Annotated in this window: 20 protein-coding genes; 10 read left to right on the top strand and 10 right to left on the bottom strand. The window is 68.7% G+C overall.

Annotation, left to right across the window (positions count from 1 at the left end; translation table 11 throughout):
- Position 1: 1 nt before the first annotated feature.
- The 10 genes from ACIHFD_RS23850 to ACIHFD_RS23805 form a co-directional block, all read right to left on the bottom strand.
- Positions 2-784, bottom strand: coding sequence for an ABC transporter permease (locus tag ACIHFD_RS23850; RefSeq protein WP_350730310.1), 783 nt, complete (start codon positions 782-784; stop codon positions 2-4).
- A complete protein-coding gene (locus ACIHFD_RS23845) occupies positions 781-1,560 on the bottom strand; it encodes an ABC transporter permease (protein ID WP_397368748.1) in 780 nt (259 codons plus the stop codon). The genes ACIHFD_RS23850 and ACIHFD_RS23845 overlap by 4 nt, the downstream gene beginning before the upstream one ends.
- Positions 1,557-2,510 carry an ABC transporter substrate-binding protein gene (locus ACIHFD_RS23840; RefSeq protein WP_397368747.1) on the bottom strand — a complete coding sequence of 318 codons (954 nt, stop codon included), beginning with the start codon at positions 2,508-2,510 and terminating at the stop codon, positions 1,557-1,559. The genes ACIHFD_RS23845 and ACIHFD_RS23840 overlap by 4 nt, the downstream gene beginning before the upstream one ends.
- Before the next feature lie 58 nt (positions 2,511-2,568).
- Entirely contained in the window at positions 2,569-3,348 is a 780-nt protein-coding gene (locus ACIHFD_RS23835; RefSeq protein WP_397368746.1) for an ABC transporter permease, read from the bottom strand.
- On the bottom strand, positions 3,345-4,118 hold the full coding sequence (locus tag ACIHFD_RS23830; RefSeq protein WP_397368745.1) for an ABC transporter permease: 774 nt from the start codon (positions 4,116-4,118) through the stop codon (positions 3,345-3,347). Before ACIHFD_RS23830 ends, ACIHFD_RS23835 begins: the two co-directional genes overlap by 4 nt.
- The gene (locus ACIHFD_RS23825; protein WP_350730319.1) at positions 4,115-5,098 is read right to left on the bottom strand and encodes an ABC transporter substrate-binding protein; all 984 of its coding nucleotides are present in this window, start codon (positions 5,096-5,098) and stop codon (positions 4,115-4,117) included. The genes ACIHFD_RS23830 and ACIHFD_RS23825 overlap by 4 nt, the downstream gene beginning before the upstream one ends.
- 93 nt (positions 5,099-5,191) lie before the next feature.
- Positions 5,192-6,640, bottom strand: coding sequence for a dihydroorotase family protein (locus ACIHFD_RS23820; protein ID WP_397368744.1), 1,449 nt, complete (start codon positions 6,638-6,640; stop codon positions 5,192-5,194).
- A gap of 14 nt (positions 6,641-6,654) precedes the next feature.
- Complete coding sequence (locus tag ACIHFD_RS23815; protein WP_350730322.1) at positions 6,655-7,431, bottom strand: ABC transporter permease subunit; 777 nt, start codon at positions 7,429-7,431, stop codon at positions 6,655-6,657.
- Complete coding sequence (locus tag ACIHFD_RS23810) at positions 7,428-8,237, bottom strand: ABC transporter permease subunit (protein WP_350730324.1); 810 nt, start codon at positions 8,235-8,237, stop codon at positions 7,428-7,430. The genes ACIHFD_RS23815 and ACIHFD_RS23810 overlap by 4 nt, the downstream gene beginning before the upstream one ends.
- A complete protein-coding gene (locus tag ACIHFD_RS23805; RefSeq protein WP_355207017.1) occupies positions 8,234-9,115 on the bottom strand; it encodes an ABC transporter substrate-binding protein in 882 nt (293 codons plus the stop codon). The genes ACIHFD_RS23810 and ACIHFD_RS23805 overlap by 4 nt, the downstream gene beginning before the upstream one ends.
- Positions 9,116-9,771: 656 nt before the next feature.
- On the opposite strand from ACIHFD_RS23805, the gene ACIHFD_RS23800 reads away from it, so the two are divergent.
- The 10 genes from ACIHFD_RS23800 to rplS all read left to right on the top strand — a co-directional run bounded on the left by ACIHFD_RS23800 (position 9,772) and on the right by rplS (position 18,816).
- The gene (locus ACIHFD_RS23800; protein ID WP_397368743.1) at positions 9,772-12,519 is read left to right on the top strand and encodes a nitrate- and nitrite sensing domain-containing protein; all 2,748 of its coding nucleotides are present in this window, start codon (positions 9,772-9,774) and stop codon (positions 12,517-12,519) included.
- On the top strand, positions 12,516-12,938 hold the full coding sequence (locus ACIHFD_RS23795; RefSeq protein ID WP_185071550.1) for a roadblock/LC7 domain-containing protein: 423 nt from the start codon (positions 12,516-12,518) through the stop codon (positions 12,936-12,938). The genes ACIHFD_RS23800 and ACIHFD_RS23795 overlap by 4 nt, the downstream gene beginning before the upstream one ends.
- A gap of 146 nt (positions 12,939-13,084) precedes the next feature.
- Positions 13,085-13,393, top strand: a complete 309-nt coding sequence (locus ACIHFD_RS23790) for a DUF742 domain-containing protein (RefSeq protein WP_319719344.1) — start codon at positions 13,085-13,087, stop codon at positions 13,391-13,393.
- A 7-nt stretch (positions 13,394-13,400) separates the two neighbouring features.
- Positions 13,401-13,961, top strand: a complete 561-nt coding sequence (locus ACIHFD_RS23785) for an ATP/GTP-binding protein (protein WP_350730330.1) — start codon at positions 13,401-13,403, stop codon at positions 13,959-13,961.
- Between the two features lie 57 nt (positions 13,962-14,018).
- The gene (gene ffh / locus ACIHFD_RS23780) at positions 14,019-15,566 is read left to right on the top strand and encodes a signal recognition particle protein (RefSeq protein WP_350730332.1); all 1,548 of its coding nucleotides are present in this window, start codon (positions 14,019-14,021) and stop codon (positions 15,564-15,566) included.
- A gap of 717 nt (positions 15,567-16,283) precedes the next feature.
- Complete coding sequence (rpsP, locus tag ACIHFD_RS23775) at positions 16,284-16,724, top strand: 30S ribosomal protein S16 (RefSeq protein ID WP_394495865.1); 441 nt, start codon at positions 16,284-16,286, stop codon at positions 16,722-16,724.
- A gap of 1 nt (position 16,725) precedes the next feature.
- On the top strand, positions 16,726-16,971 hold the full coding sequence (locus ACIHFD_RS23770; protein ID WP_113699978.1) for an RNA-binding protein: 246 nt from the start codon (positions 16,726-16,728) through the stop codon (positions 16,969-16,971).
- A gap of 65 nt (positions 16,972-17,036) precedes the next feature.
- Positions 17,037-17,537, top strand: coding sequence for a ribosome maturation factor RimM (rimM, locus tag ACIHFD_RS23765; protein ID WP_364251064.1), 501 nt, complete (start codon positions 17,037-17,039; stop codon positions 17,535-17,537).
- Positions 17,537-18,316 carry a tRNA (guanosine(37)-N1)-methyltransferase TrmD gene (trmD, locus tag ACIHFD_RS23760; protein ID WP_350730336.1) on the top strand — a complete coding sequence of 260 codons (780 nt, stop codon included), beginning with the start codon at positions 17,537-17,539 and terminating at the stop codon, positions 18,314-18,316. The genes rimM and trmD overlap by 1 nt, the downstream gene beginning before the upstream one ends.
- Before the next feature lie 137 nt (positions 18,317-18,453).
- Positions 18,454-18,816 carry a 50S ribosomal protein L19 gene (gene rplS / locus ACIHFD_RS23755; protein WP_185071559.1) on the top strand — a complete coding sequence of 121 codons (363 nt, stop codon included), beginning with the start codon at positions 18,454-18,456 and terminating at the stop codon, positions 18,814-18,816.
- Positions 18,817-18,887: the final 71 nt, after the last annotated feature.

The raw sequence follows: 18,887 nt of genomic DNA, 5'->3' as shown, positions 1-18,887 counted from the left end.
CTCAGCCTCTCGCCCCTCGGTGCCACGACAGCACCACGCGCTCGAACCCCAGGAACCCGGCGTTGAGCAGGATGCCCAGCAGCCCGAGCAGCACGATCCCCGCCCACATGGCCGGGATGTCGAACTGGCTCTGCGCCTCCAGCATCCGGTGCCCGATGCCCTCGGTGCTGCCGACCAGCTCCGAGATGATCATCATGATCAGGGCCAGCGACACGCTCAGCCGCAGCCCGGCGAAGATCTTGGGGGAGGCGCCGGGCAGGATGATCCGGGTGAGCCGCTGCCAGGGGCCGAGCCGGTAGACGACCCCGGTCTCGATGTACTGCCGGTCCACGTTGCGGGCGCCGTCCATGGAGTTGATCAGTACGGGCCAGACGACGCCGTACACGATCGCGGCCAGCTGCATCGGGGTGCCGATCTTGAACAGCGCCAGGAAGACCGGCACCAGTGTGCTGGGCGGCACCGAGCGGCCGAAGTGCAGCAGCGGCTCCACCAGGGCCGACAACCAGCGCGAACGTCCGAGCGCGACCCCGATCGCCATCCCGGCCGCGCAGGCCACCGCCCAGCCCGCGAACAGCCTGGCCAGGCTGGGCAGCAGGTCGGCGACGGCCTCGTCGGTCAGGAACGCCCGCGTCCACGGCCCCGAGAACCACAGCTCGTGCAGCTTGGCCACGATCCGCGACGGCGGCGGGAAGTACGCCGCCTGCGCGGACCGCGTGGCCAGCTCCCAGCAGAGCACGGCCACGGGCAGCAGCCAGTACCACATGAGCCTGCGCAGAGAATTCACGAGGCGTCCCCAGTCCGTTCCCGGTGCCAGCGGAACACGCGCCGTTCGGCGGCCGTGAACAGCAGGTTGGCGGCCAGCCCGATCAGCCCCGCCCACAGCGGCGCCGCCAGCATGCGGTCGAGCCGGTTCGCGCTGCCGGCCAGCGACAGGAAGGCGCCGATCCCGCCCCCGCCCGGCGCCAGCAGCTCCGCGCTGACGGCCACGATCAGGGTGACCGACACCGCGATCCGCACGCCGGTCGCGATGAAGGGCGCCGCACTCGGCAGGCTCACCCGCAGCGCCACGGCGACCGGCCCGAAGCCGAAGCTCCGCAGCGTGTCCTTGGCCAGCGGATCGACGTCGGTCAGGCCGTACAGCGTGTTGATCAGCACCGGCCACGTGCAGGTGTAGACGACCAGCGCCGTCTTGGCGTCCTGGCTCTCGGTCCACAGGAACATCGCGATAGGGATCAGCGATACCGACGGGATCGGCCGCAGGAACTCCACCAGCGGCCGCACCGACCGCTCCACGAACGGGACCGTGCCGAGCAGCAGCCCCGCGGGCACGGCGACCGCGACCGCGATCACCAGCCCGCTCGCGCACGCGCCCAGCGTGGCCAGCACGTCGGTCCTGAACTGCGGCTCCAGCGGCAGCTCCGCCGCCGTGGCCAGCACGGACGACACGTACGGCCATCCGGCCGGGGCCAGCCCGAGCCGCCCGGCCAGCTCGGCGAGGGCGATGAACACGGCGAGCCCGAGGGCCCCGAGCACCGCCCGCCCGATCGGGTGTTCGATCATCCGCTCACAGGCGCGAACAGCTGCGCCACGTCCACCTTGGACTTGAGGTAGCCATAGCCGTGCAGCAGGTCGGCCAGCTTCTGGACACCGGCCTTGTCGGCCTCCATCGAGAACTTGCCGAGCGTCATCGCCGCCGCCGCGTCCGCCGGGATCTGCGTGTACGTCGGCACCACCTCGTCGATCGCCTTCCTGTCGGAGCCCGCGATCTGCTGGGCCTTGGCCAGGGCGCGGTGGAAGGCAGCGGCCGTCTTCGGGTTCTTGGCCAGCCAGTCCTCCGTGACGCCCCACCCGTCGATCGGCACGCCGGCCGTCACGCCGTCGGTGGTGTCGATGATCTGCGTGGCGCCGCTCTTCTTCGCCGCCGTCAGGAACGGCTCGACCAGCCAGGCCGCGTCCACCTTGCCCGAGCCCAGCGCGGAGATCTGGTCGGCGAACGGCACCTGGACGTACTTGACGTCCTCGGGCTTGAGCCCGGCCTCCTGCAGGTGGGCGTTGGTCAGCGTCTGGCCGAGCGCCTTGAGCACGTTGACCGCGATGGTCTTGCCCTTGAGATCGGCCGGCGTCTTGACGGGGGAGCCCTTGGCCACGACGACGCCGGCGATGTTGGGGGCGGCCTCCTGGCTGTGCTGGAAGAGCTTGAGCTTGGCGGCGCCCGAGTCGTTGATGGCCATCAGCGACACGTAGCTCGTGAGGAACGCGTCCATGCTGCCGTTGAGGATCTTCGGCATGACCGCCTGCGGCGCCTGGATGATCTCCGTCTTGACGGTCAGGCCCTCCTCCTTGAAGAAGCCACGCTTCTCCGCGATGAACAGCGGCGCCGACGACGGGACCGGCACCACGCCGACCAGCAGCTGGGTCTTCTCCAGCCCACCTGCGGCCGAAGTGCTGCTCGTGCCCGTCTGGCTCCCTCCTCCGCCGCCGCACGCGCTGAGCGTGAGCGCGATCGTCATACCCGCGACTACGAACCTGGCCAGCTTCATCGCCAATGCCTTTCTCGGTCCTGAGAGTTCACGAATTTCCGGTGGCCTGCCTGTGCCAGACGAGCGCCCGGCGCTCGGCCAGCACGAACAGGGAATTAACGACGTAGCCGAGGACGCCCAGCAGGGCGATCGCCGCCCACACCCCGGCGCCGTCGAAGCTGCGCATGGCCGTCAGCAACTGGTAGCCGATGCCGTCCGTGCCGCCGACGAGCTCGGAGATCACCATGAGGATCAGCGCCAGCGACAGGCTCAGCCGCAGCCCGGCGAAGATCTTGGGAGCGGCGGCGGGGAGGACGACCAGGCCCAGGCGCTGCGGCCTCGACAGGTTGAAGACCGTGGCCGTGTCGGTGTAGGTGCGATCGACGGACCTGACACCGTCGATCGTGTTGAGCAGCACCGGCCAGATCACTCCGAACACGATAGTGGCCAGCTGAGTGGTCAGGCCCGCCTTGAACAACACGAGGAACAGCGGCAGCAGCAGCGGAGGCGGGATGGCCCGGCCGAACTCGATCAGCGGGTCCACGTAGTCGGTCGCCGAGCGCGAACGCCCGAGCAGCATGCCCGCCGCGATCCCGATCAACGCGGCCAGCAGCCAGCCGCCGAACATGCGGCCGAGGCTGGGCAGGATGTTCGCGATCGCGTCGTTCGTCAGGAAGCCACGAGCGGGCGGGCCGGAGAACCACAGCTCGTGCATGCGCGCCAGGATCGTCGTGGGCGGCGGGAAATCGGTGTCCCCGATCGCGCGCCCGGCGATCTCCCAGACGGCCAGCACCACGGGGACCACCCAGAGCCGGGCCAGCCCTTTCACGAAACCGCCCCGGTCCGCGCGTGGTGCCAGCGGAACAGGCGGCGCTCGGCGGCGAGCAGCACCATGTTCGCGATCACGCCGAAGAGACCGGCCCAGAACGTCGCCGCCATCATGAGATCGGTCCGGTTGCCGTTGCCGGCCACCGTCACGTAGACGCCGATCCCGTTCACGCCGCCGGCCACGAGTTCGGCGCTGACGGCCAGGACGAGCGCGATCCCGGCGGCGATCCTGACGCCGGTCGCCACGAACGGGGCCGCGCTGGGCAGGCTCACCCTGGCGAGCACGGCCAGCGGGCCGAACCCGAAGCTGCGCAGGGACTCCTTGGCCAGCGGGTCCACGTCACGCATGCCGTACAGGGTGTTGATGAGGATCGGCCAGACGGACGCGTACACGATGACGGAGACCTTCATCAGCTCGTCCACCGGGACCAGCAGGATCGCGAGCGGGATGATGGCCACGGAGGGGATCGGGCGCATGAACTCCAGCACGGGCCTGATCGCCCGTTCCACCGGCGTCAGCGCGCCGAGCAGCACGCCCGCGGGCACGGCCACCGCGACGGCGGTCAGCAGGCCGAGCACCCAGTTCGCGAGGGTGGCGCCCACCCCGGCCAGGAACGTGGCGTCGGCCGGGAGGCGCACGGCTTCGTACAGGACGGTCGAAGGCGGTGGAAAGAGGAGGTTCTCGCCCAGGCCGAAGCGGATGAACAGCTCTCCGGCCAGGAGAAACCCCGCGGCGCCGACGGCGCCGCGGAGCAGGCGGGCACCCGTCATCCGCCCGGGCTCGCCGCGATGAGCGACTTCACGTCGATCGGGCCGTTGATGTACTTGTACTCGAGCATGAGGTCGGCCACCTTCTGCAGCCGGGCCGCCTCCAGGGTGCTGGGGTAGGTACCCAGGGTGATCGCCGCGGCGGTCTTGGCGTCGATCTTCGTGTACGTCGGCAGCGTCGCCTCGATCTCCTTGCGGTCACCGGAGGCGAGCTGCTGCGCCTTGGAGATCGCCCGCTGGAAGGCGGCCAGCGTCTTCGGGTTCTGCCGCACCCATTCGTCGGTGGCCATCCAGCCCGCGATGGGCAGGTCGGCGGTCTGGCCCGTCATGGTGTCGGCGATCGTGCGGAAGCCGAGCGCGTTCTTGTTGGCCGTGATGAACGGCTCGGTGATCCAGCCCGCGTCGCCCTGCCCCGCGGTGATCGCGTTGCCCATCTCGGGGAACGGCTTCTCGGCGAACTTGACGTCCGTCTCGCTGAGCCCGGCCGCCTTGAGCTGGGTCGTGACCGCCAGCGTGGCGATGTTCCTGAGGTTGTTGACCAGTACCGTCTTGCCCTTCAGGTCCGCGACCTGCTGGATCGGCGAGTCCTTGGGAACCATGATCTCGAAGGTGTTGGGGGCCGCCCGGTACATGTCGGCCACCAGCTTGATCTTCTTGCCCTGGCCGGCCGCCAGGATCGAGGACACGTAGTTGGTCTGCGTGATGTCCAGGGCGCCGCTCTCGATCTGCGGCAGCGCGGCGGCGCCGCCGGTGATCGTGACCGGCTCCACCGTCAGGCCCTCTTCCTTGAAGAAGCCCTTGGCCTGGGCGATGTAGAGCGCGACCGGGTCGGGAATCGGCAGCGCCCCGACCTTGATGGTGGCCTTCTCCAGGCCGTTGGGTCCCGTCGAGGCCGGGGACGCGCCGCCCCCGCTGCAGCCGGTGAGTGCGAGGACGGCGACGGAGCCGAGCGCGAGTACGTGACAGCGCAGAGTGCGTGCCATGGGGGGGTCTCCTACTGGGATTTGGGAGAGCGAGACACGTTACTTTGCGTGAGCGTACCCGAGGAATGATCGTTTTTGCAGGCGCACGCGCTTTCAGGCGGGCCGGGACACGTAGCGGCCCACCGGCCGGCCCACGATCTTGCCGGCGTCGAGCACGTGGTTGCCGCGTACGAACGTGTCGGTGACCTTGGCGGTCAGCTCGAACCCCTCGAACGGCGTGTACTCCTGCGTCGACTCCGAGTCCTGCGCGCGAACCGTCCAGGTCTGCCCGGGGTCGACCAGGCAGATGTCGGCGTCGAAACCGGGGGCGATGGTCCCCTTGGTGCGCAGGCCATACCGCTTGGCGGGGTTCCACGAGGTCAGCGCGGCGATCCTGCCGTACGGCAGGCCCCTGCGGCGGCCTTCGGTGACCAGGCCGGGCAGCAGGTACTCGGCGCCGCCGAACCCGGCCTTGGCCACGAAGACGTTGTCGCTCGGCTCGCCGAACTTGAGTTCCTCGCGGCAGCAGGCGTGGTCGCTGACCACCCAGTCCACGGTGCCTTCAAGCACGTGTCCCCACAGCGCCTCGACGTCCTCGCGGGGCCTGATCGGCGGGTTGACCTTGGCCCCGATGCCGCTGGCCGTGTCGATGTCGGCGAGCAGGTGACCGATCGTGACCTCGTGGCGGAAGTCGATGTGGGGGAACGTCGCCGCCATGCGGACGGCGGCGTCCAGGGCCTTGGCCGAGGACAGGTGCAGCAGGTTGACGTTGGCCAGGCCCGTCTCGTGGGCGAGGTAGGAGGCGATGAAGACGGCCAGCCCCTCGGAGTGCGGCGGGCGCGAGGCGCTGTAGGCGGCCAGGCCGCTCAGGTCCCCGGCCTCCTCCACGAGCTTCGTGTACGCGGTCATGATCTCGGCCGTCTCGCAGTGCAGCGACAACGAGATCTCGCCCGCCAGCTCGGGCAGCCGTTCCCGGGCCGCCTGCACGCCGCGCATCACGAACTCGAAGTGCGCGTAGTCGTAGCGCTCGCCCTCCGGCAGCATGAGGAACGCCCGCTGGTCGTCGGAGCGCCCGTGCAGCCCGTGCCCGCCGTAGAACATGAAGATCTTGAACGACGGCACCCCGAACCGCTCGACCAGGTCGGGCAGTTCGCCGATGTGCCCGCTCGACATGGGTGCCAGGTGGAAGCCGTAGTCGACGTAGGCCCGGCCCTCGGCCTGCCTGAGCACCTCCGGGAAGAACTCGGCGTAGGAGCCGCCCCTGTTGAGGTAGTACTGGCCGGTCCGCATGTAGGTGAGCGCCGTCGTCACGCCGCCCTGGGCGCTGGCCCGGCTCTCCGACTCGGTGTCCTCGGGCAGCGGGTTGTAGATGCCCCAGTGCTGGTGGGCGTCGACGACTCCGGGGAAGGCCAGCTTGCCGCCGCCGTCGATCACCTCGCCGGCGGCGGACTGGCCCGGCTCCACCCGTACGATGCGGCCGTCCGCGATGGCGATGTCCGCCTCCACGGGGTCGTCGTGTTCGTGGGTGACAACCTTCACGTTCTTCAACAACAGGTCGGTCACAGCAGTGGTCTTTCCTATGCGAGGCGGTAGGCGTGGCGGTGCCAGGACAGCACGCGCCGCTCCACCGTGAGGAACAGTGAGTTGAATGCGAAGCCCAGCACGCCGAGCAGCACCACGTTGGCCCAGATGGCGGGCATGTCGGCGGCGCTGACGGCCATGTTGAGGAGATAACCGAATCCCTCGGTGCTGGCCTTGAGCTCGGAGATGACCATGAGGATCAGCGCCAGGGAGACGCTCAGGCGCAGGCCCGCGAAGATCTTCGGTGCCGCGGCGGGCAGGATGATCCGGAAGAACCGCAGGTGGGCGGGCACGCCGAAGACCGCCGCGGTCTCGACCTTCAGCATGTCGAGGTTGCGCGCGCCGTCGATGGAGTTGAGCAGGATCGGCCAGACGATGCCGAACACGATGGTCGCGACCTGCACCTGCGGGCCGATCTGGAAGAGCACGAGGAAGATCGGCAGCATCACGGGAGGCGGTACGGCCCGGCCGAACTCGATCAGCGGTTCGACGATGTCGGCCAGCCAGGGGGTCCTGCCGATCGCCACGCCGAGGCCCACGCCCACGACCACGGCGATGGCCCAGGAACCGACCACCCTGATCAGGCTGGGCAGGAAGTTGTGGACCGCCTCTTCGGTGAAGATGTAAGGCCCGGAGAGCCACATCTCGTACATCCGAGACAGGATCAGGCTCGGTCCGGGGAGAAACGGAGTGGCGAGCGCCCCCGCGAGCAGCTCCCAGCCGAAGAACATGACCGGGACCAGCCACAGGCGCTTGACCAGGGTGAGAATCATGTGTTCCGCCACCTGAACAGCCGGCGCTCGGCGCGCGCGAGCAGGATGTTGACGACGAGCCCGATCACGCCGGCCCAGATCAGGACCGCGACGACATCGATCAGCGCGTCCATGCCGATGCCGGTGCTCGCCTCGATGAGGAAGCCTCCGACGCCGACCGAACCGCCCACGATGTACTCCACGCTGATGGCCAGGATGAGCGTGATGGAGGCGGCCAGCCGGACGCCCGTCGCGATGAAGGGCGCCGCGCTCGGCAGGGCTACCCGCCAGATCACCGCGCCGGGACCGAACCCGAACGAGCGCAGCGTCTCCTTGCCCAGCGGGTCCACGTCACGCACGCCGTACAGGGTGTTGATCAGGATCGGCCAGGAGGCGGCGAACACGATGAGCGCCACCTTGGCGTTGATCTCCGGCTGGAAGAAGAACAGCGCCAGCGGGATCAGCGCCACCGAGGGGATGGGCCGCAGGAACTCCACGAACACCCGGGTCATCTCCTCGACCACCGGGACCGTTCCCAGCAGCAGCCCGATCGGTACGGCGATCAGGACGGCCAGCGGCAGCCCGATGACCGCGGCCGTGAGCGTGCCCCCGATGTCCCCGAGGAACTCCGGGTCCACGGCCAGGGAGAACGTCCTGGCCAGGGTCTCCGCGGCCGGAGGCATCCACTTGAACAGGCCCGTCATGCCGAGAAGCTGCCAGGCAAGCAGAAAACCCGCCACGCCGATGGCGTGGCGGGTGTATTTGGCCAGCTTGGCGCGGGCGAGCGGGTGCTGCCCGCGCCGCGCCGGGTTGATCGTGGTCATCATCCCTGAGGTGCTGCGTAGATCATCGAGTTGACGTCCATCTTCTGCTTGAGCAGGCCGGAGTCGAACATCAGGTCGGCCACCCGCTGGATGCGCTGGGAGTTCAGCGAGGTCGGGTAGGCGCCGAGGTTGATCGTGGCGGCGGTCTCAGCCGGGATCTTGGTGAAGGTCGGCAGGACCTTGGTGACCGCGCTCCGGTCGGTGGCGGCGATCTGCTGCGCCTTGGCCATGGCCCGCTGGAAGGCGGCCAGGGTCTTGGGGTTGTTCTGCGTCCACTTCTCCGTGGCCGCCCAGCCGGTGATGGGCAGACCGTCGGTCGGGCCGGACATGGTGTCCAGCAGCATGGTGGCGCCGATCTCCTTCTTCGCCTGGCTGACGTACGGGTCCGTCATCCACACGGCGTCGACGCTGCCCTTGTCCAGCGAGGAGATCCACTCCGTCGTCGGGATCACGACGTAGGTGATGTCCTTGCCGGGGGTGGGGTCGAGACCGGCGATCTTGAAGTGGGGGCTCATCGTGAGCGTGCCCAGACCACCGACGATGTTGACGCCGATCTTCTTGCCCTTCAGGTCGGCGACCTGCTTGATCGGGGAGTCCTTCTTGACCATGATGCCGAAGGCCCCGGGCGCGCCCTGGTAGGAGTCCGCGATGTACTTGAACTTCTCAGTGCCGGCCTGCTGGATGGTCAGGATGGTGGCGTAGCTGCCCAGCACCACGTCCATCTGGCCGTTGGCGAGCTTGGGGAGCACCGCCTGGGGAGCCTGGATGGGCTCCTGCTTGACGTTGAGGCCCTCTTCCTTGAAGAAGCCGCGCTCCATGGCGATGAACAGTGGCGCAGAGTCCGCACCCGGATACTGTCCGACCAACAGGTCGGTTTTCATGCCGCCGCCGGCGGAACTCGCGCTTTCTGGTTTGTCGCCGGAACTTGAACACCCGGTGATGACGAGGGTGCTCACAAGCCCAATCAGGGCACTACGCCCTAATGCACCGAACCGCATTACGCGTCTCCTTATGAACCCATGGGGGTGGGGGTGTTGGTAACTGAGGGTGTCAGCGACGGTCGAACCCTAGCGCAGCCCGTAGTTCCCGATGCACCGGGAACTCCTAAAATTAACAAGATATATCACCATATGTGGCGATATATCCCTTTTGTCCGATTAATATCTCGGACCCGGCTTGACTTCTAGGGCCTGTGGCAGGTGTTGTGATTTGCGTAAAATGTGCAGCTGTGTGTCGACCGTGATCTTTGCGCTATTGGCCGATCTCGTGTTGATGTGCTCCAATAAGCTCTCGCCCCAAGGGTGCGTCGGCGTCACACCGCAAACACCTGCATAACGTGATCTTCGTGCACCAACCGTCAGAGGAGAGGTTGCGGAGGCAAGTGAAGAGTGTTGTCCCCTCTGTGGGCGGGGATCCGGGCTTAATAGAGGAAGCCCCCCGACATGCGTCCGGTGGACCGCAGCCGGTCGCCCCTGGCGTTGCGGGCGAAGCCGGGAAGGCTCGGACGGGATCGCGTTTCTCCCTGCGTAACTGGCGTGTGCGCTCCAAGCTGCTGGTCCTGGTCGTCATCCCGACCCTCGCCGCGCTCGTGCTCGGTGGCCTGCGTGTCACCACCTCGATCGCGAGCGCCGGCGACTACGCGCAGGTCAACGAGGTCGCCGTGCTGGCGAGCCGGTTGACCGCGCTCGCGCACGAGGTCGAGGTGGAGCGTGACTACACCGCGCGCTTCGTCGCCCTCGGGCGCAAGGCCGGCCGGACCGAAGTGACCGATCAGTACGAGCCGGTCAACAAGCTCGTCGCCGAGGTCAAGGGCAGCGTCGACGCGCTGGCGACCTCCGACAGCCCTCAGGCGCCCGAGGCCCTGCGCATCAAGAACCGTCTCAACGAGCTCGACACCGCGCGTAAGAACGCGATGGACTCCCAGCTCGACGTGAACTCCGTCATCGAGCTCTACGACCGGTTCATCACAGACCTCCTCTCCCTGAACGACACCATCGACCAAGGTGCGGTCGACAAGGAGCTCTCGGCGAGCGTCTCCGGCTTCGCCGCCCTCGCCCGCGCCAAGCAGTACGTCTCCACGCAGCGCGCGCTGCTCGTAGCGGCCCTGGCCACCCGGGAATTCGGTCGGGTGGAGCTTGACTCCTTCATCGCCGCGCGCGCCCAGAAAAACAGCGAGCTGGCCACCTTCCGGGCGCAGGTCCCCCTTGAGCTGCGCCAGGCGTACGACGACACCGTCAGCGGCAAGGCCAACGACCGCGCGGAGATCCTGGCCGCCCGAGCCCTGTTCCTGCAGAGCCTGGGGCAACCACGGAACGTGTCGGACCCGAAGCTCGGGCTCACCCGTGACGGCAAGGACTGGTTCGCCGCCATCAGCGAGACCGTCGACGGGATGCGCAAGGTCGAGCAGCGCGTGGCCGACTCGATCGTGCTCCGCAGCCGCACCCTGGAAGGGTCCGAGCAGCAGAGCGCCGTCATCGTCGCCGTCGGCATCCTGATCCTGCTCATCCTCGTGCTGCTGGTCACCGTCTTCATGGCGCGCTCGCTGAGCGGCCCCCTGCGCAGGCTGCGCAGGGAGGCACTGTTCATCGCCGGTCGCCGCCTGCCCGACACCGTGCGCCAGCTCCGTGAGTCCGAGTCGGTCGAGAGCGTCGACGTCCAGCCCATCGGCGTCGCCTCTCAGGACGAGATCGGTGAAGTCGCGCGGGCGTTCGACGAGATCCACCGCGAAGCGGTCCGGCTGGCGGGCGAGGAGGCCCGCCTGCGAAGCAACGTCAACGCGATGTTCGTGAACCTGTCCCGCCGAAGCCAGACGCTGGTGGAACGCCAGATCACCCTGATCGACGGTCTGGAGCAGGGCGAACAGGACGAGCAGCGACTCGGCAACCTGTTCAAGCTGGACCACCTGGCCACCCGTATGCGGCGTAACAGCGAGAACCTGCTGGTCCTCGCCGGCCAGGAACCGCCCCGCCGCTGGAGCAAGCCCGTCAAGCTGGTCGACGTCGCCCGCGCCTCGCTGTCCGAGGTCGAGAACTACGAGCGGGTAGTCCTCCAGGTGCCCGACGGCGTCGCCGTGGCCGGTCAGGCCGTCAACGACGTCATCCACCTGCTGGCCGAGTTGATCGAGAACGCCCTGTCGTTCTCGCCCCGCGAGACCAGGGTGACCGTCTCCGGCAGCCGGATCGACGGCGGCGGCGTCATGCTGTCGATCAGCGACTCCGGCATCGGCATGACCCCGGACGAGCTCACCATCGCCAACGACCGCCTCATGGACGCTCCCACCGTGGACGTGTCGGTGTCGCGCCGCATGGGCCTGTTCGTGGTCGCGCGTCTGGCGCACCGCCACGGCATCCGGGTGCAGCTGCGCCCCCACGGCACCGGCGGTCTGACCGCCATGGTCCTGATGCCGGAAGCGCTGCTCGGCTCGCAGGCTCCCGCCTACGCGACCCCCGGCGGCACCGGCATGGGGACGCTGGACTCGTTCGACGAGAGCTTCGGCGCCCGTTCGCCCATGCCTTCCATGCCTCCCATGCCTCCGATGCAGCAGCCCCCCATGCCGCCCGTGCCGCCGCCGCCCACCCCCCAGTGGGGTCCGGGAGGCTACCAGCCCGGGCCGGGGCACCCGTCCTTCCCCTCACAGCCGTCCTTCTCGGCCCAGCCGAGCGTGGACGTGGGCTGGCCGGCCGACCCGCGCAGCAGCAGCGGCGGTTACGACACCTCTGACGTCTGGGTGCCGGCGCGCAACTCCAACAGCCGGCCGGGCGAGTGGGGCCAGGACAACGGCAACTCCCTGCCGAGGCGGCCTTTCGGCGGCGACCAGATGGACATGGGGCAGCCGAGGTACGACTTCCCCGAAACGGAGTCGGCGGCGACCGGTCCCATCCCGGCCGTGAAGCCCGCCTCTTCGGGCGACGAATACCTGCCGATCTTCGCCTCGGTCGAGTCGGCCTGGTTCGAGCACGGCAACGAGGGCGCCGCCACCTGGGGTTCCGCCAAGGCCGACGCGGGCTGGAGCGCCGCGGAGGCGGTCGTCGAGCCGGTACGCGACGGTGCGACCGCGGCGGGGCTGCCCAAGCGGGTGCCCAAGGCCAACCTGGTGCCCGGCTCGGCCGACACCGTCTCGGCGCCCAAGGGCGTCGCCCCCATGCCGGCGGTCTCGCCGGACCGGGTGCGCAGCCGCCTTTCGAGCTTCCAGCAGGGGTTCAGGGCGGCACGTGACGACATCAGCGAGGGCAGGACGTACCCCTCCGGTCCGAGAAGTGTTGAAAGCAGGGATGAGCGCGCATGAATGACTTGAGCCAGTCGGCACGTGGGGTGGACTGGTTAATCACCGATTTCGTCAGCACCGTTCCTGGCGTCGCGCACGCGGTGGTCGTCTCCTCAGACGGGCTGCCGCTCGCGGCCTCCGCGGGATTCCCGGCCGACCGGGCTGACCAGCTGGCCGCCATCGCGTCGGGCCTGGTGAGCCTGACGCAGGGTGCGGCCAGGGTGTTCGAGGGCGGGCCGGTCAACCAGACGATCGTGGAGATGCAGCGTGGGCTGATGCTGATCATGTCGATCAGTGACGGCTCGTGCCTGGCGGTGCTGGCGGCTCCGGACTGTGACATGGGTCTGGTGGCGTATCAGATGACGCTGATGGTTGATCGCGCCGGCCAGGTGCTTACCCCGGCTGTGCGCGCAGAGTTGCGCGCCAGCCAGACCAGGTGATGTAGGTGACAGACCCCAGATGGAACAGCGGCGGCTGGGACTCCCATAACAGCGGTGCGTGGGATTCCCAGAACAGTGGGAGCTGGCAGCCTCCCCCTCAGCCGCCGCCCAGCAACGACCCCGCCTCGCCGGTACGGCCCTATGCCGTGACCGGCGGGCGTACCGCGCCCAAGGTCAAGCTGGCCATGGAGGCCCTGGTGTCCTCGGCGACCGCCGAGCACCGGGAGTTCTCGCACATCACCCCCGAATACAAGGCGATCAGCCAGCTGTGCCTGCAGGTCAGGTCGGTGGCTGAGGTCTCGGCGCTGCTGCGGATCCCGCTCGGTGTGGTGCGTGTTCTGATCGCGGACATGGCGGCAGAGGGTTTGGTTCGGGTGCATCAGCCGCAGCTGGAAGCGGGTAGGCCGGACGTCAACCTGCTGGAAAGGGTGCTCAGTGGACTTCGCAGGCTCTAGCCCCGGTTTGACCTCGACGAAGATCGTGGTCGCCGGTGGGTTCGGGGTGGGCAAGACGACCTTCGTCGGCGCGGTGTCGGAGATCATGCCGTTGACCACGGAGGCCGTCATGACCGACGCCTCCAAGGGCATCGACGATCTGGGCATGACGCCGCTCAAGTCGACCACCACCGTCGCCATGGACTTCGGTCGCGTCTCGCTCGATCGCGACCTGATCCTGTACCTGTTCGGCACGCCCGGACAGCACCGGTTCTGGTTCATGTGGGACGACCTCGTCCGCGGCGCCATCGGCGCGGTCGTGCTCGTGGACACGCGCCGCCTGGCGGACAGCTTCCCCGCGATCGACTACTTCGAAGAGGCGCAGCTGCCGTTCATCGTGGGGGTGAACGGCTGGGACGGCCAGTACGCCCACAGCGACACCGAAGTGCGTGACGCCCTGACCCTGGCGCCGCACATCCCGATGGTGCGCCTCGACGCCAGGTCCAAGGACTCGGTCAAGACCGCGCTGATCAACCTGGTCGAGCACGCGCTCTCGGTCCGCATGGCCGTGCCAGGCTGGAGCGGCTAGCGGAGCGGATAGGCTGGAGTCTTAGACGTTCATTCGCTTCGAGGACTGGCCAACCACGTGTTCGAGACGCTATCCGACCGGTTGACATCGGTCTTCTCCTCCCTCCGGTCCAAAGGCCGGCTGTCCGATGCCGACATCGACGCCACCACCCGCGAGATCCGCATCGCCCTGCTGGAGGCCGATGTCGCGCTCCCGGTGGTCAAGGCGTTCGTCGCCCAGGTCAAGGAGCGCGCCCGCGGGGCCGAGGTCTCCCAGGCGCTCAACCCGGCGCAGCAGGTCGTCAAGATCGTCAATGACGAGCTGATCGGGATCCTCGGCGGCGAGACGCGCAGGCTCCGCCTCGCCAAGACGCCGCCGACCGTCATCATGCTGGCGGGTCTGCAGGGCGCCGGTAAGACCACCCTGGCCGGCAAGCTGGCCAGGTGGCTGCGCGAGCAGGGCCACACGCCCCTGCTCGTCGCCGCCGACCTGCAGCGCCCCAACGCCGTCCAGCAGCTCCAGGTCGTGGGCGAGCGCGCCGGGGTCGCGGTCTACGCCCCCGAGCCGGGCAACGGCGCCGGCGACCCGATCGAGGTCGCCCGCACGTCGATCGACGAGGCCAAGCGCCTGCTGCACGACATCGTCATCATCGACACCGCCGGCCGCCTGGGCATCGACCAGGAGATGATGAAGCAGGCCGCCGACATCCGCGACGCGGTCTCGCCCGACGAGGTCCTGTTCGTGGTCGACGCCATGATCGGCCAGGACGCCGTCACGACGGCGCAGGCGTTCATGGAGGGTGTCGGCTTCGACGGGGTCGTGCTGACCAAGCTCGACGGCGACGCCCGCGGTGGCGCCGCCCTGTCGGTGCGGCACATCACGGGCCGGCCGATCATGTTCGCCTCCACGGGCGAGAAGCTCGAAGACTTCGACGCCTTCCACCCCGACCGGATGGCCTCCCGCATCCTCGACATGGGTGACATCCTCACCCTGATCGAGCAGGCCCAGAAGACGTTCGACGAGGAGCAGGCCGCCAAGATGGCGGGCAAGCTCACGTCGGGCGAAAACTTCACGCTCGAGGACTTCCTCGAGCAGATGATGATGGTCCAGAAGATGGGGCCCATCAAAAACCTGCTGGGCATGATGCCCGGCATGGGGCAGATGCGCGACCAGCTCAACTCCATCGACGACCGCGACCTCGACCGCATCGCCGCCATCATCCGCTCGATGACGCCCGGGGAGCGCCAGGACCCCAAGATCATCAACGGGTCGCGCCGGGCCCGCATCGCGGCCGGCTCCGGCGTCACGGTCACCGCCGTCAGCAACCTCGTCACCCGCTTCTTCGAGGCGCAGAAGATGATGAAGCGGATGGCGGGCGGGATGGGCATTCCCGGCATGCCAGGCGGTCGCGGCAAGGCGGGCAAGGCGCAGAAGAAGGCCAAGGGGCGGCGCGTCAGCGGCGACCCGCGCAAGGCGGCTCTCGGCAAGGCCTCTTCCGCCGAGGCTCCGGAGGCGGAGCCCAAGAGCGGTGGCCTGCTGGGCAACCTCGGGGGCAAGCTGCCTCCGGGCGTGGAGCTGCCGCCCGGCTTCGACCCCTCCAAGTTCCGCCTGCCCGGCCAGAAGTAACCACCGCCGGGACCCTGCTCTCCCGGCGGCCAACCCCGGCCGGCCTGCCCTTCGGTTTTCGACGATGCCGCTCCGGTTTCCGGGGTGGCGCACCTCGGGTTTCCGTGGCATGGGCGTCGGCGCACCCTGGTGCTCCGGCCATCCGCGGTCCTTGCCTTGGCTCTCCGGCAGTGGCGTGCCTGGGCGTCCGATGGCGGTGCCCCGGATTTCCAGCGGCGTGGGCGTCGGCGCACCCTGGCGCTCCGGCCATCCGCGGTCCGCGCCATGGCTCTCCAGCGGCGCGTGCCCCGGGCCCGCCTTCCCGCTGGTGGACTCCCGGCAGCCCCCGTCTCCCTGAGCGCCTGCGTCCGCCTCCTCGTGCGGCTGCTCGCCTCGACTTGCCGCACGCCCACCCGGAACCGGTCGCTCCCCGTTCGCGCGGCCGGAGATCATGCGCCGGCGGGATACCATGAGCGGGTCGCTCGCCGTACATGCGGCCAGGTCGCATGCAGTGCCGAGCCTTCGGGCGCCGATCGGGCGCGGATGGAGGCGACGCGCCGTGACGGAACGTCGATGGCAGTGCCGTGGATCTGGCACAATGGCATGTTGGAACATCGTGGCCATGCGGGTGCCCTCTCATCTCCCGCCGGACGCGCCTGTCCCTGGAGCGTCGTCCCGTCGTGCCCCACTCGGCGAGATGCCGTTCACCCACGCTCGAATGCAGGAGAGACCACACCCGTGGCAGTCAAGATCAAGCTCAAGCGGCTCGGCATGATCCGCAACGCTCAATACCGCATCGTCGTCGCCGACAGCCGCACCAAGCGTGACGGCCGGGCGATCGAGGAGATCGGCCTGTACCACCCGAAGGACAACCCTTCGCGCATCGAGGTCAACGCCGAGCGTGCGGCCTACTGGCTGGGGGTCGGCGCGCAGCCGACCGAGCCCGTCCTCAAGCTGCTCAAGCTCACCGGCGACTGGCAGAAGTTCAAGGGCGAGCCCGCCCCTGCGCCGCTGAAGGTCGCCGAGCCCGCGCCTGACCGTCACGCCCTCTACGAGGCCGCGGCCAAGGAGGCGCTGTCCGGTGGCGACACCGGCACGGCCGCCACCACGCCGAAGAAGGCCAAGAAGAAGGAAGAGGCTGAGGCCCCCGCCGAGACCCAGGCCGAGGGCGAGGCCTGACGTGCTCGAGGAGGCTCTCGAGCACCTCGTCAAGGGCATCGTCGAACATCCAGACGATGTCCGGGTCCGCGCACGCCGCATTCGCAGCGGGCGCGTCCTGGAGGTCCGGGTGCACCCCGAGGACCTGGGCAAGGTCATCGGACGCGGCGGGCGCACCGCCAAGGCGCTGCGCACCGTTGTGAACGCCCTGGCCGACGGGAAGTACGTACGGGTCGACCTGCTCGACCTGCACGAAACAGTCCGTTAGCGTCAGGTTTCCGCGCCCTCATCGGCTTTGCCGGCCGATGGGGGCGCTTGCGTTAGGAGTTCATGTTGCAGCTGGTCGTCGGCCGGATCGGCCGTCCGCACGGGGTGCGCGGTGAAGTGTCCGTGGAGGTACGCACCGACGATCCCGAGCTGCGTTTCGCCGTGGGCACGTCCATCGCCACGGACCCCGCCGACAGGGGGCCGCTCGTCGTCGCGGCCCGCCGCTGGCACAAGGGCTTCCTGCTGCTGACCCTCGAGGGGGTCACCGACCGCGACGTGGCGGAGGAGCTGCGGGGCACCATGCTGGTCATCGACTCGGCCGAGGTGGCGCCGTCCGACGACCCCGACGAGTTCCACGATCATCAGCTCATCGGCCTGACGGTGGAGACCGCCGCGGGGGAGCCCGTGGGCGAGATCACCGACGTTCTCCACCACGGCCAGGACCTCCTGGTGGTACGCAGGATCGGGGCGGACGAGGCGCTCATCCCGTTCGTCAAGGAACTGGTGCCCGAGATCGACCTGGAGGGCGGTCGGCTGGTCGTCGACCCGCCAGAGGGCCTGCTGTGATGCGGCTCGACATCATCTCGATCTTCCCCGAATACTTCGCGCCGCTCGACGTCTCGCTGATCGGCAAGGCCCGCGAGCGCGGCACGCTCGACGTACGCGTACACCAGCTCCGTGACTGGACCCACGACGTGCACAAGACCGTGGACGACACCCCCTACGGCGGGGGGCCGGGCATGGTCATGAAGCCCGAGGTGTGGGGCGAGGCCATCGACGACGTGGCCGGGGACGGCGCGCCGCGGCTGATCGTTCCGACGCCGAGCGGGCGGCCGTTCACCCAGGAGCTGGCGCAGGAGCTGGCGGGGGAGCCGTGGCTGCTGTTCGCGTGCGGGCGGTACGAGGGCATCGACTCGCGGGTCATGGAGGAGTACGGCTCCCGGCTGCGGGTCGACGAGGTCGGCATCGGTGACTACGTGCTGGCCGGGGGCGAGGTGGCGGTGCTGGTCATGGTCGAGGCCATCGGACGGCTGCTGCCCGGTGTGCTGGGCAACGCCCAGTCGGCCGTGGACGACTCGTTCGCGCCCGGTTCCATGCAGAATCTGGTCGAGGGCCCCGTCTACACCAAGCCGCCCGTCTGGCGGGGGCATGAAGTGCCTGAGGTGCTGCTGTCCGGGCATCACGGAAAAGTCGCCAGATGGCGGCGTGACCAGGCGCTGCGCCGTACCGTACGGAACAGGCCGGAGCTGGCGGCGGCGCTCGACCCCGACACGCTCGACAAGCACGACAGGAAGCTCCTTGAGGAGCTGTCGTTTCGCGTCGAGCGCGAAGATATGGCAAACTGAATCGCTGCCAACCGTCATTTGGTTGGTCTGTCATGCCCGGGAAACGATCCCGGGTTCATCACATCAGCAGGCGTGTCCGCCGCGAGCCACGGCCGGGTGGACCTCCGCGTGCTCGCGAGGACTTGAGGACAGCTCTCATGCACACGAAGATCCAGGAGCTCGAGAAGGCGACGCTGCGCAGCGACGTGCCGAGCTTCCGCCCCGGTGACACGCTCGAGGTTCACGTACGGGTCGTCGAAGGAAACCGCTCCCGTATCCAGGTCTTCAAGGGCTTCGTGCTGCGCCGGCAGGGCAGCGGCGCCCGTGAGACCTTCACGGTCCGCAAGGTCAGCTACGGCGTCGGCGTCGAGCGCACCTTCCCCGTGCACAGCCCGGTCATCGAGAAGATCGTGCTCGTGACCCGCGGCGACGTGCGCCGGGCCAAGCTCTACTACATGCGCGACCTGCGCGGCAAGGCCGCCCGTATCCGCGAGAAGCGCGAGACGACGGCCGCCAAGTAGCCCGGTCTTTTCCGTGGCCCGCGCACTCGCGCGGGCCATTCGGCTTTACAGGGCCGTTTCCTTTATGTGGA

The organism is Nonomuraea sp. NPDC051941, from assembly GCF_044593615.1.
Note: the sequence above shows the minus strand (reverse complement) of the source record. Positions and strands in the feature narration are given on the sequence as shown.